13 protein-coding genes are annotated in these 14,744 nt (G+C 70.0%); 7 read left to right on the forward strand and 6 right to left on the reverse strand.

Translation table 11 applies throughout. The features are described from left to right. Nucleotides 1-61: 61 nt before the first annotated feature. The gene (locus tag ACT3T9_RS18025) at nt 62-1,204 is read right to left on the reverse strand and encodes a Gfo/Idh/MocA family protein (RefSeq protein WP_444607226.1); all 1,143 of its coding nucleotides are present in this window, start codon (nt 1,202-1,204) and stop codon (nt 62-64) included. Then, the gene (locus tag ACT3T9_RS18030; protein ID WP_441445038.1) at nt 1,201-2,025 is read right to left on the reverse strand and encodes a sugar phosphate isomerase/epimerase family protein; all 825 of its coding nucleotides are present in this window, start codon (nt 2,023-2,025) and stop codon (nt 1,201-1,203) included. Before ACT3T9_RS18030 ends, ACT3T9_RS18025 begins: the two co-directional genes overlap by 4 nt. A 136-nt stretch (nt 2,026-2,161) precedes the next feature. On the opposite strand from ACT3T9_RS18030, the gene ACT3T9_RS18035 reads away from it, so the two are divergent. From ACT3T9_RS18035 to ACT3T9_RS18045, 3 genes are all read left to right on the forward strand, one after another. Next, nucleotides 2,162-2,833, forward strand: coding sequence for a TetR/AcrR family transcriptional regulator (locus ACT3T9_RS18035; protein ID WP_444607227.1), 672 nt, complete (start codon nt 2,162-2,164; stop codon nt 2,831-2,833). Between the two features lie 89 nt (nt 2,834-2,922). Beyond that, complete coding sequence (locus ACT3T9_RS18040; RefSeq protein WP_444607228.1) at nt 2,923-3,159, forward strand: hypothetical protein; 237 nt, start codon at nt 2,923-2,925, stop codon at nt 3,157-3,159. Further along, the gene (locus ACT3T9_RS18045) at nt 3,141-3,491 is read left to right on the forward strand and encodes a type II toxin-antitoxin system PemK/MazF family toxin (RefSeq protein ID WP_444607229.1); all 351 of its coding nucleotides are present in this window, start codon (nt 3,141-3,143) and stop codon (nt 3,489-3,491) included. The genes ACT3T9_RS18040 and ACT3T9_RS18045 overlap by 19 nt, the downstream gene beginning before the upstream one ends. Before the next feature lie 73 nt (nt 3,492-3,564). Here ACT3T9_RS18045 and ACT3T9_RS18050 read toward each other — a convergent pair whose 3' ends face one another. After that, complete coding sequence (locus ACT3T9_RS18050; protein ID WP_444607230.1) at nt 3,565-4,857, reverse strand: Fic family protein; 1,293 nt, start codon at nt 4,855-4,857, stop codon at nt 3,565-3,567. Nucleotides 4,858-5,039: 182 nt separating this feature from the next. Here ACT3T9_RS18050 and ACT3T9_RS18055 point away from each other — a divergent pair, with 182 nt between their 5' ends. After that, on the forward strand, nt 5,040-6,320 hold the full coding sequence (locus tag ACT3T9_RS18055) for an MFS transporter (protein WP_444607231.1): 1,281 nt from the start codon (nt 5,040-5,042) through the stop codon (nt 6,318-6,320). Nucleotides 6,321-6,441: 121 nt separating this feature from the next. On the opposite strand, the gene ACT3T9_RS18060 is transcribed toward ACT3T9_RS18055, so the two are convergent. After that, nucleotides 6,442-7,614, reverse strand: coding sequence for an LPXTG cell wall anchor domain-containing protein (locus tag ACT3T9_RS18060; protein ID WP_444502565.1), 1,173 nt, complete (start codon nt 7,612-7,614; stop codon nt 6,442-6,444). Nucleotides 7,615-7,747: 133 nt separating this feature from the next. Between ACT3T9_RS18060 and ACT3T9_RS18065 the strand changes: the two genes are divergently transcribed. From ACT3T9_RS18065 to ACT3T9_RS18075, 3 genes are read left to right on the forward strand one after another with little or no spacing between them, the layout of a single operon-like run. Next, nucleotides 7,748-8,794 (forward strand): AAA family ATPase, encoded by a 1,047-nt coding sequence (locus ACT3T9_RS18065; protein ID WP_444607232.1) that lies wholly within the window; start codon nt 7,748-7,750, stop codon nt 8,792-8,794. Beyond that, nucleotides 8,791-10,146 (forward strand): DUF58 domain-containing protein, encoded by a 1,356-nt coding sequence (locus tag ACT3T9_RS18070; protein ID WP_444607233.1) that lies wholly within the window; start codon nt 8,791-8,793, stop codon nt 10,144-10,146. The genes ACT3T9_RS18065 and ACT3T9_RS18070 overlap by 4 nt, the downstream gene beginning before the upstream one ends. Further along, nucleotides 10,143-12,785 carry a transglutaminase family protein gene (locus tag ACT3T9_RS18075; protein WP_444607234.1) on the forward strand — a complete coding sequence of 881 codons (2,643 nt, stop codon included), beginning with the start codon at nt 10,143-10,145 and terminating at the stop codon, nt 12,783-12,785. The genes ACT3T9_RS18070 and ACT3T9_RS18075 overlap by 4 nt, the downstream gene beginning before the upstream one ends. Before the next feature lie 126 nt (nt 12,786-12,911). On the opposite strand, the gene ACT3T9_RS18080 is transcribed toward ACT3T9_RS18075, so the two are convergent. Both ACT3T9_RS18080 and ACT3T9_RS18085 read right to left on the reverse strand, forming a co-directional pair. Then, on the reverse strand, nt 12,912-13,736 hold the full coding sequence (locus ACT3T9_RS18080; RefSeq protein WP_441445026.1) for a carbohydrate ABC transporter permease: 825 nt from the start codon (nt 13,734-13,736) through the stop codon (nt 12,912-12,914). 92 nt (nt 13,737-13,828) lie between these two features. Beyond that, a partial coding sequence (locus tag ACT3T9_RS18085) for a carbohydrate ABC transporter permease (protein ID WP_444607235.1) occupies nt 13,829-14,744 on the reverse strand: 916 nt, incomplete at its 5' end.

The raw sequence follows: 14,744 nt of genomic DNA on the forward strand, positions 1-14,744 counted from the left end.
TCAGCGCATAAGCGGTGGCGCCTGCGGCGGCGATGGCTCGCTGCGGCGGCGCCGGGCGGCCTCAGAGCGTGCGGGCCAGCGGGTCGAAGTCAGCGGGGACCGCCGGGATCTCGGACACCGAGGAGTTCAGAGTGACGAACTCACCGCTCGCCGCCGATTCCTCGGCCGAGAGCATGATGTCCAGGACGTGGTAGCCCACCTCGCCGGTGGCGATGTGCGGGCGACCGCCGTGGATCGAGCGGACCATGTCCAGCAGGCCCAGGCCGCGACCGGTGGTCGGGCCCTCCTGCGGGATCTCGATCCACTCCTGCTCCGGCGGCTTTTCGCCGAAGCTGTCGAAGCGGCGCACATAGGCGATGCGGCCCTCGAAGGTGTTCGGATCGGGCACCACCAGCGAGCCCTCGGTGCCATGGATCTCGACGATGCCCTGACGGGCCAGCGGCGAGTCGAAGCTCAGCAGCGAGGTGCCGGACTGGCCGCCCTCGAACTGGGTGAGCACCGAGATCGTGGACGGCACCTCGACCGGGAAGGTGGTTCCGGCGTTCTCGCCCACCAGGATCGAGCGCTCCTCGGCGGCCTTCAGGCCCACCGCGGCGACCTTCTCGACGGTCCCGAACAGGCTCACCAGGGTGGTGAAGTAGTACGGACCCATGTCCAGGAGTGGGCCGGCCCCCTGAGCGAACAGGAATCCGGGGTTCGGGTGGAACACCTCAGGGCCCTGGTACTGCATGGAGGTCTGCGCGAACAGCGGCCGACCGATCACGCCGTCGAGGATCGCGCGCTTGGCGGTCTGCACGCCGGCGCCGAGCACGGTGTCCGGTGCGCAGCCCACTCGCAGCCCGGCCTCGTCGGCCTGCTTCAGCAGCGCGGCGGTGGACTCGCGGTCCATGCCCAGCGGCTTCTCGGTCCACACGTGCTTGCCCGCGGCGATCGCGGCGGAGGAGATCTCGACGTGGGTCGCGGGCAGGGTCAGGTTCACGACGACCTGCACGCCCGGGTGGTCCAGCACGTCCTGGGCGGTGCCGGACGCGGGCACGTTGTGCTTCGCGGCCTGGGCGGCGGCGCGCTCGGTGTTGATGTCGCCGAGGATCAGCACCTCGACGTCGGGGAAGGAGTTCAGGTTCTCCAGGTAGGTGTCGGAGATGACGCCGACGCCGATGAAGCCGACGCCCACGGGGCCAGCGAAGGGGGTGGGGGTGCTCATGCGGCGAGTCCTCCGTCGATCAGGAAGCGGTAGCTGTTCTCGATGTCCTCGAAGACGTCGCCCGGGGCGTTGTCGTACTCGATGACGGCGTACTTGACGCCCGTCGCTGCCTTCATGGCCTCGACGGTGGGGACCTCTCCCTCACCGGCGTGGCGCTGGTCCAGGCTGGTGGAGGCGAACTTCGGGGCGCCCGGAGCGAAGGGGTTGGACTCGGGCTTGATGCCGTCCTTGACGTGGATCGCCACGAGGCGGTCGCCGAGCTCCTTGACCAGTGCCACGACGTCCTGACCGCCGACGAGGGCCCAGTAGAGGTCCAGCTCGATCGCGACCGACGGATCCACCAGCGACAGGAAGCGCTGGTAGGCGGTCTGGCCGTCGAAGTCCGCGAGGAACTCCTGGGCGTGGTTGTGGTAGCCGACGGTGAGGCCGAACTCCTTCGCCTTCTCTGAGGCGGCGTTGAGGCGCTCGGCGATGTCCTTCACGCCGTCCTCGGTGAGCCAGCGCTCGGTGGGGACCATCGGGTCGATGACGGTCTTCATGCCGATCTCGGCTGCAGCCTCGAAGACGACCTCGTTGGCCGGGGTGGGGATGGAGCCGTCCGGGGTCCACAGCTCATCGGAGAGCAGCGGGGCGTGCCCGGTGGGGGACGAGAGGCCGGAAGCGTCCAGCGCAGCGCGGATCTCCTTCGGACGGCGCACGAAGTCGAAGGCCTCGACGTTCTTCAGGCCGATCTTCGCGAGCTTGTCGAGGGAGCCGTTCATGTCGGCGGAGAACTCCGCGGCCAGCGTGTACAGCTGGACGGAGGCGAGAGGCAGTGCCACGTCGAACCTGCTTTCGTACGTCGTTGTCAGAGAGTGCGCCGCGTCACCGAAGGCGCATGGCGGCCAGAATAACAGCAAACCCACCAGTTGGAGGTTTTTCCTGCAGAGCAGTTCGAGTCATGGGTACATTGGCCTCATGAGCACCGAGGATGCACCGGCCGAGGCCGCGGAGAAGGGGCCGGCAGCCGCCGCTGTCGAGCCGGGCCCGTCGGCCGCCGCGCCGCCCCGCGTCGGTCGCGCGGGCTCCTACTCCAAGGGCATCGCCCGCCGCCAGGAGATCCTCGACCGCGCCATCGAGGTGTTCCGCCGACGCGGCGCCGACGGCACCTCCCTGCGCCGCATCGCCGAGGCCATCGGCATCTCCCATGGCGCGCTGCTGCACTACTTCTCCTCCCGCGAGGAGCTGCTGGTCGCCGTCTACGAGCACGCCGAGTATCGGCGCGACCTCGAGCGCGGCGACCAGAGCCATGTGCGCTCGGTCGACGTGATGGCGAACGCGGCGCTTGCGAACCTCGAGGTCCCGGGCCTGGTGCAGCTCTACTCCACGCTCGTGGCGACCTCGCTCGAAGCAGAGGCTGGCCCAGCCAAGGAGTACTTCACCACCCGGTTCGAGCAGGTGCGCACCGACCTCGAGCAGCGCCTGCGCGACGATCAGGCCACCGGACTGGTGCGGGGCGACGTGGACCCCGCCCGCACCGCCGCGCTGATCGTCGCCGCGAGCGATGGCCTGCAGATCCAGTGGCTGCTCGAGCCGTCGATCGAACTGCAGGAGACCCTCGAGACGTTCGCGGTGCTGCTGGCGCCGTGAACTGCTGCGCGAGGTAGGGCCCCTGCCCGCCCTCGCTCTCGTCCAGTTGCCGCGCCACCAAGTGTAGACATTTCGTCTACAATCGATGCATGGCTGCCTCCGAGACCACCACCGTCAGAGTTCGTCGGCCCGATTCCGAGCGCCTCCAGGTTCTCGCCAAGTCCCGCGGCACGTCGGTCATCGATATCGTCCACGTCGCGATCGACGCGCTCGAGAAGCAGGAGTTCCTGCAGGGACTCACCGCCGATTATGCGCGACTGCGTGAGAATCCCGAGCGATGGGAGAAGTACGTGGCGGAGCGGCAGGAGTGGGACGCGCTGTCGTGATCTGGCGGGGAGAGGTCTACGACGTCGACCTCGGCCGGCCCATCGGCCACGAGTCGGCGTTCCGACGACCGGCCGTCGTGGTGTCGGTGGACATCCTGAACAACGGTCCCGGCGGACTTGTCATGGTTGTGCCGATCACCTCTGCTGCCTACGGGCTGCGCAGTCACGTAGAAGTGGAGCCTGGAGGTAGCGGTCTGGGGCACACCTCGCACGCTCGGTGCGACCAGCTGAGGACGGTCTCGACGGAGCGGCTCGTGACTCGACGGGGAATGCTGGGTCCCGAGGAGCTGAGCACGATCGACCGGGCCCTTCGCTTCGTCCTCGACCTCTGACGTCCCCCGCTCGAGGCTGGACCCCTGACGGTGCGAGCGTCGCAGCGGGGACGGTTTCGTGAGCCCACGGAGCTCAGCGCACGCGCGGTACGGGCACGGGGCGCATCGGTGGCGAGCTGGCGGTGTCGAAGTCCCTGCTCGCCATCGCGCGCTCGCTGCGGGTGAGCAGATCCAGGACGTCGAGGGACATGTAGGCGCGCTGGGCACGACCGATCGAGATCGCCTCCAAAATCCCGTACTCCGTGAGCTGGGCAAGGGCGTTCTGGGCGGCGGTCGTCGTCACTCCGTGCACGCGCGTCACAGTGGAGGTGGTGAGAACGGGGGTGCCCGGCAGCGAGTCGAGGATCGTGGACAGCGCCGAGTTCCGCCGAGTCGCCCGGACCTTGCCCTCCCGGCGCCGAGCCTCCGAGATGATGCGCGACCATTCCTCGCGCAGCTCTGCCAGGCGCCGCTCGAGGCCTGCGGCCTGCTCCGCAGCAATTCTCACGGCATTCGCGAAAGTGCTCACCCAGGTCTCGATCGCTGCGAAGATCTGTGGCGACTCCGGTCCTCCCTCGACACGGAACGAATCCAGGCCATCGATGTATTCCTCATGAAGGGTCGCCAGCACCAGGCTCACCGGAAGGATCGCTTCTGCGGTGAGGCCCCGGCGGGTGAGCACCGTGTGGATCAGGGCTCGACCGACGCGGCCGTTGCCATCGGGGAACGGGTGGATCATCTCGAACTGGGCGTGCGCGAGTGCCGCTTGGATGATCGGTGAGTGAGTGGCACCGGCCATGTATCGGACCAGGTCCTCCAGCAGGGCGGGGACCTCATCGGGCGGCGGAGGCACGTGTGCGGCCTCGAGCGGGTGGTAGCGCGAGCCGCCGATCCAGTTCTGCGTTGCCCGCACTCCCTGGAGCTCGGTCGGTGCCGGGATGAGCGATGCCTGCAGGGCGCCCAGATCTGCGACGGTGATGACCTCCTTCTCGGAGAGGGCGTCGGAAGCGTCGCGCACGATCGTCATGTTCCGCGCCACCTGCTGAGCGGTGTCGGAGAGCCCGCGGACATCCTCCTCGAGGGCGAGCTCGGCGAGAGCGACGTTCCTCGGGCTGGGTGCGATCCCCTCGATATAGGAGGACGCAATCGCTTCGGAGCGCAGCAGGAACCGGGAGACGAGGCCCAGATCCTGATATGTGCCGCGGTTCAGTGCGCGCACGGCGCGTTCGGCGGCGGCGACCTCGGCATCGACCTCAGGTCCGATCGCCAGCCTCATCCCGGTGAGGGCGGAGGGCGTGTAGGTCTGGTATTCCCCCGAGCGTCGATCTGCACGGGGGACGCCGGAGTCATAGGGGTTCTCCCAGTACTGCGAGGTGAAGTGCCCCATGCATAGCCCCTAACGTGGTGATCGTGGCCCGATGATCCAACTTTAGTGCTTAAAGTTGGATGGAACGAGTGGGCCGCCCACCTTACGCACTACAGAGAGAGGCGCGGCCCCTCGACGCGGCACCACGTAACCTGGTCCGGGCGACGAGCGCTGGAACGCCTTCGAACGATCCCCGATCGCCGGTGCCCGCCCCTGTACGAGGAAAGCAGAGTCCACTGAACCTGTCGGTCCCGCGTCGCTTCGGCCCCCTGCGCGACAAGCACTCCCGCCCCTACCTGGTCACCGCCGGACTCTCGATGATGGGCGACAACATCGAGCACGTCATCACCTACTGGGTGCTGTGGCAGGTGTTCGAATCGCCCTGGCTGGTGGGCTTCCAGGTGATCAGCCACTGGCTGCCCTTCCTGATGTTCTCCGTCCTCTTCGGTGGCCTCGCGGAGAAGTACGACTGCCGACGCATCATCCAGATCGCCCAGGGGCTGTTCGCGTTCGTCTCGCTGGCCTGGGGGCTGCTGTTCCTCACGGGCACCCTGGAGATGTGGAGTGCCTGCGTGCTGCTGGTGCTGCACGGCTGCGCCGGCGCGCTGTGGGGCCCTGCCGAGCAGCTGATGCTCCATGACTTCGCCGAGCCGCGCGAGCTGGCCAGCGCCGTGCGGCTGAACGCCACCTTCAAGAGCCTCGGGGTGCTCGCCGGGCCGGTGGTCGGCTCGGTGCTGATGCTGCTGCTCGGGCCGACGTTCGGGATCCTCGCCAACATCGTGTTCTACCTGCCGATGACGCTGCTGATGCTCCGCACCCCCTTCACCGGGCACTCCCGCAGCGGGATCGTGCACCGCGAGCGGATCTCGATCCTCGACACCCCGCGCGTGCTGCGCACCGTGGGCAACGACAAGGTGCTGGTGGGCATGATCGCCCTGGCCGGACTGATCGCGGTGTGCGTCGGCTCCTCGCTCCAGGTGTCGATGCCGAACTTCGCCGACACTCTGGGCGCCGGCGACGAGGGCGGGCTCGGCTACGGCGCGCTGCTGTTCGCCAACGGGATCGGGGGAGTCGTGGGCGGCTTCCTGCTCGAGGCCACCGGGATCCTCAAGGTCGACGTGCGCGGCGCCGTCATCGCTGCGGTGATGTTCGGACTGACCTCCCTGATCGTCGCGACCACCACCCACTACGCGGTGGCGGTGATCGCGCTCGTGATCGGCGGGGTCGCAAACCTCGCCGCCACCGCGATCGGTCAGGCGCTCGTGCAGCTGCGCGCCCCCGAGGACCAGCGCGGACGCGTCGTGGGGGTCTACTCGATGATCGGCAGCGGCATGCGCACCGGCAACGGCATCTCCCTCGCCTGGCTCGGAGCGCTGCTCGGGGTGAGCGGCGCGGTGGCCGTGGGCGGGATCGCCCTGGTGCTCGGCGCGCTGCTGATCGGTGCGCTGGTCGCGATGCAGACCAGGCGGGGCCTCAGCGCCTGAGGCCGGTCGCGTCGGGTCATGCGGGTCAGGCCCTGCGCTGTCGGGCAAGACGCGTCAGGCCCTGCGTGTCGGGCCATGCCGGTCGGGCCAGGCTCTCAGCCGGCGTTCCTGATTCGACCGCTCAGCCGTTGCGGCGGCGGTGATACCAGAGCAGGCCAGCACCAACGGCCAGCAGGAGCGCTGCAAGCGCCGCGGGACCTGCGGCCGACGCGCCGGTCTCGGCCAGCTCATCGCCGCCGCCGTCGGACGCCGTGCTGCCGTCCGTAGCGTCGCCGTTCCCGGACGTGCCGCTGCCGGTGCTGCTCCCGTTGCCCGTGCCGCCATCGCCGACGGTGCCATCAGCATTCGGGGTCCCGGCCTCGGCGGGCGAGATTCCCACCTGGCCGTTCGAGACCCCGTGCGCGAACAGCGAGGCCACCAGCACCGCGAGGGAGGCCGCCTCCTGCTGCTCCGCGGTGTGCTCAGGGGCTGCCGCCGGGAAATCGTTGGTCGCCGGGCCGGGGGAGGCCGCGGCGGGGGAGGTGGGCTTCTGCTCGGACGCGGTGGGGCCTGCGTCGGCCGTCGGCGCCGGATCGTCGCCCGCGCTGGGGGACGGCTTCGTCGATGTGGTCGGCGAGGGGTCCGGGCGTGCCGAGGCGGACCGGCTCGGCGAGGCAGGAGAGCCATCCTCGTCCGGAGCAGTCGTGGGATCTTCCGTCGGCGTCGGCGTCGGCGTGGGCGTCGGCTCGGGATCCGGGGTCGGTTCCGGCGTCGGCTCAGGAGTGGGCGTCGGTGTCGGCGTCGGCTCGGGGGTGGGTGTCGGCTTCGGGTCTGGAGTGGGCTCGGGATCCGGTGTCGGCTCGGGGTCCGGCGTGGGCTCAGGATCAGGAGTCGGCTCCGGATCCGGCTTCTCGGTCACCGTGAACGATCCGGTTGCCTGCTGGACCACGGGCCTGCTGACATCGATGCTGACCGCGTAGTCACCAGACTCCGTGGGCTTCAGCGCCGCCGAGACCGAACCATCGGTCCCTACTGTCACCTCAGTATCCAGCTGTGCCTGAGTTTCCATATGAACGATCGTGACCTTGGCCGTCGAGCGAGGCGAGAAGCAGGTTCCGGAGACATACACGTCGGCTCCCTCCGTGATGTCGGAGGCCGAAGCGCTCGGATTCACTCCCTCGCATGCCGCCCCGCCCTGCATCGGGGCCATCTCTTCCGGTGCCGCCTGAGCCATCGCGGGGCCCGCGATGCACGCGGCGACGAGGAGGAGTCCCGCACCGCCACGGAGGGCGGTCCGGTCACTACGGACGATCATCGGAACTCCTCAGAAGACATTTGGAACCAGTCATACTGTAGGAGGCGACGCCGCCGCGTGGGTCCCGAGGAGTTCATCTCGGGGCAAACTTTTCATGAACACCTGTCACGGTGGTCACTCGGAGGAGCACGACATGACCCAGGACGACGTCGCCGTCGAGGCCCCCCATGACCCGTGGCATCCGCAGAACCGGGCCCGCGAGCTGGGTGTCGGACTCACCCAGGAGCAGGCGCGCGAGATCGCCACCGAGGCCGAATCGGTGATCCGCGAGATCGCGACCATCGTCGAGGGCAAGGACGAGGTGGCCCGGATCGCCGTGCTGGTGCTGCTGGCCGGCGGTCACCTGCTGATCGAGGACATCCCGGGCGTGGGCAAGACGATGCTCGCCAAGTCCCTGGCCGCAGCGCTCGGCGCCGAGCGTCACCGCATCCAGTTCACCCCCGACCTGCTGCCCGGGGATGTCACCGGCGCGAGCGTGTTCAACCAGGCCACCAGCGAGTTCGAGTTCCGCCCCGGGGCGGTGTTCACCCAGATCCTGCTGGCCGACGAGATCAACCGCGCCTCCCCGAAGACTCAGTCCGCGCTGCTCGAGGCGATGGAGGAGCGGCAGGTCAGCGTCGACGGCACCACCTACCCTCTGGCCGAGCCGTTCATGGTGGTCGCCACCGCCAACCCCGTGGAGATGGAGGGCACCTACCGGCTGCCCGAGGCGCAGCGCGACCGCTTCCTGGCCCAGACCACCATGGGCTACCCGGTGGCATCGGCCGAGGTGCGGATGCTCGCCGCCCAAGCCGGACCGGTGCGCGACGGGGACCACGACCTGGTCGATGCCGTCACCGAGCGCACCAGGCCGGAACAGATCGCCGCCCACGTACGTGCGGTCCGCAGCGTCTACGCCTCCCCGGTGATCCTGGAGTACGTCGTGCGGCTGGCTGAGGCCACCCGCTCCCACCCGCAGGTCACCCTCGGCGCGTCCCCGCGCGCGGCCGTGCACCTGGTCCGCGCCGCGAAGGCGAACGCCGTGCTCGCCCGGCGCACCTTCGTCACCCCGGAGGACATCGCCGCAGTGATCATGCCCGTCTGGCGCCACCGCATGCACCTCACCCCCCAGGCCCTCTCCCGTGGGGCCAGCGCCGGGGAGCTGGTCGACCAGGTGCTGCGCAGCACCCCGCAGGCGTGAATCCGCGCCCCGGCACCCGCTTCCGCCCCACCGGGCGCGGCATCGTCGTGCTCGTGGGCTGCGGGGCGCTGTGGGTGCTGGGCGACCTGGCCCGGGTGACGCCCCTGCGCCAGCTCGCCGCCGCCCTGCTGCTGATGCTGGTGATCGGCGCGATCGGGATCGCGGTGAGCAGCGTGGGCCTGCGCCCCACTCGCCGCCTGGTGGACGACGCCGTCCCCGTCGGCTCCGTCGCCCGGGTGATGCTCGAGCTCGAGGGGACCGCCTGGATCACCGTGGTCCCGCTGGGCCGCGGCATCGCCCGCGAGCACCTGCCCGAGGAGCTCGGCGGCCAGGGAGACCTGCCGCTGAACAGGCAGATGCCGCACGTGCTGCGCGTCGGCCGCCGTGGCGCCCACGAGCTCGGCCCCTACTCCCTGATCGTGCGGGACGTGCTGGGGCTGTTCCACCTGCGCCGCACCGTCGATGACGGCCTGGCGCTGACCGGGCTGCCGGTGGTCTCCGAGATGGCCCCGGCTGCCGAACGCGCCACCGGCATCACCCGCGAGGGCGCATTCAGCGCCGCCCCCGCCCCGGGTGTCGGCGAGATCGGACCCATCGCCCGCCCCTACGCCAGCGGCGACGACATCCGCCGCATCCACTGGCGCGCGAGCGCCCGCACCGGCCAGCTGATGACCCGTGAGGACGAACCCGCCGCCGGCCACAGCGCCGTGATCGTGCTGGATACCAGCCGCCGCGAGAACCCCTCCGGCCAGGTCGAGGACGCGCTCGTCTCCCACGCCGCGACCGTGCTGGACGCGCTGGGCCTGAACGGCTGGGAGGTGCGGATCGTGGACGCCTCCGGGGACGAGATCACCCGCAGCGGCCGCCGCCGCGGCATCCCCGGCCCCTCGCCGCTGGGCAGCGAAGCGGACGCCGTCGAGCAGCGCGCCTCCCTTCTCGCCCTCGCGGAGGTGGACTTCGACGACGACGCCTCCGGCGGTATCGGCCAGGATCACGCCGCCGGCCACACCGCGCTCGCGATCGCCCTGGGGCCCGATGACGGCGAACCCTTCTCGGGCCTGGACCTGGACCGCTTCGCAGGCCGCTCCACCCACCGCACCGCGATCGCGCTGCGCCCCGCCCTCGAGGACGACGGAGACGAGGCGCCGCACCCGCCTCCGGCCCGCCGCATCGGCCCGGCCGACGGCGAGGACTTCGGCCACGCCCATGAGCAGCACGTCCGCGAGCTGCAGACGATCCGCGCCCGGCACACCCCCACCCAGTCCCAGTTCGGGGCCTGGACCCTGGTGCGGGGCACCACCGCCGACACCCTCGATGACCTGCTGACCACCGCCGAGGAGGAAGCGCCGTGAGCCCCCTGATGGGCCGGCCCACCCTCGAAGGCCTCCACCTGATCGGCCGCGCCCTGCTGCTGCAGGTCGCACTGCTGCTCGCCGCCGCCCCCGTCTCCCAGCTGCTGGCAGGCTCCTCCTGGCTGCTGCTGACCCTCACCGCCAGCGCCCCGGTGATCCTCGGCGGGATCGTGCTGCGACGCCTGCTGCGCCCCCCGATGCTGGTGCCCGTGGCCCAGCTGGGGCTGATCGTGGTGCTGGTGGGGGTGGTCGAGATCGCCCAGGGCCTCACCCGCTGGCAGGACGGCCCCCTCCAGGTGCTCCGCGACCAGGGCGAGATCTTCAGCCGCGGAGTCAACGAACTGGTCACCGGCATGGCCCCGCTGACCCTCGGCGCGCCCGGCACCGTGCTCGTGGTGGCGGTGATCGCGCTGGTGACGCTGCTGCTGGACCTGATGTACCTGGACCTGGGATGGCACACCCCCACCGGTCTGCTGCTGATGGGCGCGATCCTGGTGCCCGCACTCCAGCAGCCCTCCGGTGGTCCCTGGTGGCATGTCACCGCCCCCGTCCTCGCCGGTGGCGCCATCCTCGCCACCCGCACCGTCCACGCAGATCCGAGCTACATCCGCGGGGATCGTCGGCCGCAGGCGGGCCCCGCCGCCCACCCCGGCCGCACCCTCGCCGTGACCGTGCTCTGCGTGGCGCTGGTGGCGGGGCTCAGCCCGCTGCTGGCCCCTGCGCTGCCGCAGCTGGCGCCCGCACGGATCGCCCTGAACATGGACCTGCTGCAGCGCTGGCAGGACCCCGACGCCCCGGCGCTCGGCGCGGTGATGATCGACGACGACGTCTCCGTGCGCCGCTCGCTCCTCCAGCAGGAGGACACCGAGGTGCTGCGCTACACCACCACCGCCGAGGATCCTTCCTACCTGCGCCTGCGCGCCCTGAACCGCTTCGACGGCGAGACGTTCCGCGGCGACGTCGAGGGGGAGGGGCTGGTGCTCGGTCGCGCCGCCTTCAGCGACTCCCGCGATGACGGAGTGGCTGTGCACGGCAGCGCCGACGACTTCATCGACACCACCATCGACATCACCAGCTTCGCCGGTGATCGCCTCCCCGTGCCGGACAACGTGCGCGAGATCCAGGCCTCAGACCGGGACCTGAACCGGGCGATGATCCTCCAGCCCTCCCACGGAGAGGTCGCCCTGAACCATGTCTCCGCAGGGTTGATCGGGGAGCGTTACAGCGTCGCCTCCGAGCAGCGCAGCTCGACCGCCGAGCAGCTGCGTGCCGTGGATCCCGCCGTGTTCGAGCAGCCCTTCGAGGTGGGCTACACCTCCCAGGACGAGGTGCCCGAGGTCGCCACCGAGCTCGCCACCACCGTCGCCGCCAGCGCGGGCGCCGAGAACGGCTTCGACACCGCCGTCGCCTATCAGGACTACTTCCGCAACTCCTTCGCCTACTCGCTCACGGTCAACTCCGCCCCGGGCGAGGACCCGCTGGAGTCCTTCCTCACCGACCGCATCGGATACTGCGAGCAGTTCGCCGCGGCGTTCGCACTGATGATGACCTCACAGGGCTACCCCGCCCGCGTGGTCATCGGCTTCACCGCCGGAGAGCAGGACGGCGACGAATGGAGGGTCAGCGCGAAGAACGCCCACGCCTGGCCCGAGGTGTGGTTCGGCCCCGAGCACGGCTGGGTGCGCTTCGAGCCGACCCCGGCCGCTGCGGCGAACGGCGTGAACCCGCCCGGTGTCACCGACGCGAGCACCCCGCAGGACGCCCCCGATTCCGCACCCGAGGACCCGGAGGAGTCGGATCAGCCCACCGAGGAGACGCCCAGCAGCGAGGAGGGCACCACCGACGAGCAGACCACCGAGGACACCTCCGCCGCGGAGACGTCCGACGGCGGCGGCGCGGGCCCCTCCGAGGAGACCGTGGAGCGCCTCGGCGGAGGCGTGATGGGCATCCTCGGGATCGGCACGCTGCTGGCCGCGGCCGCTGCGGCAGCAGTGATCCTGATCCGACGCCGCCGAATGCAGGCCCGTGACGAGCGCTGGGCAGCGCTGCTGGGACGGGGCAGCGGCGCGGGGCGAGGCGGCCCTGGCGGAGGCGGTACTGGTGGTGACGGCGCTGGTGGTGACGGCGCTGGGGGAGACGGTGCTGGCGGAGTCGCGAACGCCTCGGCCCTGGCCGCCGAGCGGATGCATCGCCGCGCCGGAGAGCTGGCCTGGTCGGAGCTGACCCGCGAGCTGGCCGTGCGGGAGACTGCGATCCGCTGGCTCAGCATCACCGGAGCCTGGGGACGGCCGCCCCTCCGGATCCGGCTCGACCCCGCACTGCCGCCTGCCCGTGCCCTCACGGACCTGCTCGACCAGATCGGCGCCGGTACGCTCGACGTCACCGCCGAGCAGCGCGCCGCCGCCGCCCGCATCGCCGCCGCCTACACCGACGCGACTTACGCCGCGCCCCTGCCGGACGAGCCCACCCCAGCGCCCGCCTCAGCGCCCGCCCCGGGCCCCGCCTCAGCGCCCGCCCCGGGCTCGGAGAGTTCTTCCACGCCCTCGCCCGCGCCCGCGTCGGCGCAGAGTGAGCGGCCTCGACATCCGCTGCGCAACGACTCGGACCAGGTCATCGAGCTCATCCGCAACGCCCGGTGACGGCCTTCCCCCGGTGACCGGCCCCGGTGGCGCGGCGTCCCTGTAACCCGACAGGCATGTGCGCTCTGCTTTCCAGAGGTGGAAGGAGAGCGCACATGTCTTGCGAGTCCGCCAGATGGCGCACGCTCAGCCCTTCACCGCGCCCTCCGAGAGGCCGGAGATGAAGTGGCGCTGGTTGAGCAGGAACACCAGCAACACCGGGACGGTGACGATGATCGTCGCGGCCATCAACGGGGCGTACTGGATGTTGCCGCTCTGGCTGAAGCCGGTCAGGGCCAGCTGCACTGTCTGGCTCTTGGGGGACGAGGAGACCACCAGCGGCCAGAGCAGGTCGTCCCACACCCCGGTGAACGAGAAGATCGCGACCACCGCGATGATCGGCTTGGACAGAGGCATGAAGATCGACCAGAAGATCCGCAGCTCGCCCGCACCGTCGATGCGTGCCGCCTCGGACAGCTCCGGGCTCATCCCCTTGTAGAACTGGCGCACCAGGAAGATGCTCATGGTCCCCACTAGGTAGGGGATCGCGATGCCGCCGAGAGAGTCGACCAGCCCGCTGCCGCCGCGGCCCAGAATGTCGTTTCCGCCCATGAGGGGGAAGTTCGAGACCATCAGGAACAGCGGGATAAGGGTGACCGCGACCGGGATCGCGGCGGTGGCGATCACCACGTAGAACAGCACATTGCTGCCGCGGAAGGGCAGGTGGGCGAAGGCGTATCCGGCAGCGACCGTGATCAGGCAGTTGGTCAGCACCGACAGCAGCGCCACCAGCGTCGAGTTCAGGAAGGCCCGGCTCAGGTTGCCGACGGTGAGCGCGGTGACGAAGTTGTCGAGCGTCGGCGAGTCGGGCCACAGCTTCACATCCCGGAAGGCGGCCTCCGCAGGGGTGAACGCAAGGCTCACCATCCAGAGGAACGGGAAGAGCACCAGCGCCGTGGCGATGAGGAGCAAGAGTAAGTTCAGGATCCGAGTCCGGCCGGTCCGGGTGACCCGGAATCGCCGAGGTCGGAGTGTGGAAGCAGTGCTCATCGTGCCTTCAGTGCTCATCGTTCCCTCCCGGCGCGCAGCGCGATCAGTGTGAGTCCTGCGATGAACGCGAACAGCACGAAGGCCATGGCCGAGGCGGAGCCCATGCTGCTGTAGTCGAAGGCCTCGGTGTAGATCAGATAGTTCACGGTGGTGGTGGAGTCCAACGGCCCGCCAGAAGTCAGCACGAAGATCTCCGCGAAGCTCTGGGACAGGAAGATGATGTCCATCGCCACCACGTAGACGAGCATCGGGCGCAGCCCCGGCAGGGTGACATAGCGGAACTGCTGCCAGCGGCTTGAGCCGTCGATGCTCGCGGCCTCATAAAGCTCCTTCGGGATGGTCTGCAGCCCAGCCAGCAGCAGCACCATGTTGGAGCCGAGCGCCTTCCAGATCCGCATCACGGAGACCCCGTTCAGGGCCGTCTCCGGATCGTTCAGCCATCGCTGCGGCCCCATCCCGATCACCTCGAGAAGGTCGTTGAACAGGCCGTTCTGCGAGTACATCCACAGCCAGATCATGCTCACGGCGGTGAGCGAGACGATGTGGGGGATGTAGAGGGCTGTGCGGAAAAGGCCCACGCCGCGAAACGGACGGTTCGCCAGCAGCGCGAGGACGAGGGCGATCGCCACCGTGAAGGGCAGGACCTGCAGGGTGTAGCGCAGGGTCACCCACAGGGCGTTGAGGAAGTCTGCATCCTTCAGCAGCCCCAGGTAGTTATCGAGCCCGATGAAGGTGGGGGCTCCGCGTTGCAGCGGGCTGTACCTGGTGAAGCTGAGCAGGAATCCGTAGACCACCGGGATCAGCTGGAAGACGATCACGTACAGGACCGCCGGAGCGACCAGGATCATCCCGGCGCGTGCCCGGGCTCGCTGCAGGGGCCGACGACGGCGGGGCGCCCCCGCGGCGCCGTCGGCTCGTGCGCCCGGACCC

The organism is Brachybacterium sp. AOP29-B2-41 (genome assembly GCF_052378395.1).
Lineage (GTDB): Bacteria > Actinomycetota > Actinomycetes > Actinomycetales > Dermabacteraceae > Brachybacterium.

Coding starts and splice junctions, on each gene's coding strand:
- ACT3T9_RS18065 (WP_444607232.1), top strand. CDS start 7,748: ATGACCCAGGACGACGTCGCCGTCGAGGCCCCCCATGACCCGTGGCAT.
- ACT3T9_RS18060 (WP_444502565.1), bottom strand. CDS start 7,614: ATGATCGTCCGTAGTGACCGGACCGCCCTCCGTGGCGGTGCGGGACTC.
- ACT3T9_RS18025 (WP_444607226.1), bottom strand. CDS start 1,204: ATGAGCACCCCCACCCCCTTCGCTGGCCCCGTGGGCGTCGGCTTCATC.
- ACT3T9_RS18050 (WP_444607230.1), bottom strand. CDS start 4,857: ATGGGGCACTTCACCTCGCAGTACTGGGAGAACCCCTATGACTCCGGC.
- ACT3T9_RS18040 (WP_444607228.1), top strand. CDS start 2,923: ATGGCTGCCTCCGAGACCACCACCGTCAGAGTTCGTCGGCCCGATTCC.
- ACT3T9_RS18035 (WP_444607227.1), top strand. CDS start 2,162: ATGAGCACCGAGGATGCACCGGCCGAGGCCGCGGAGAAGGGGCCGGCA.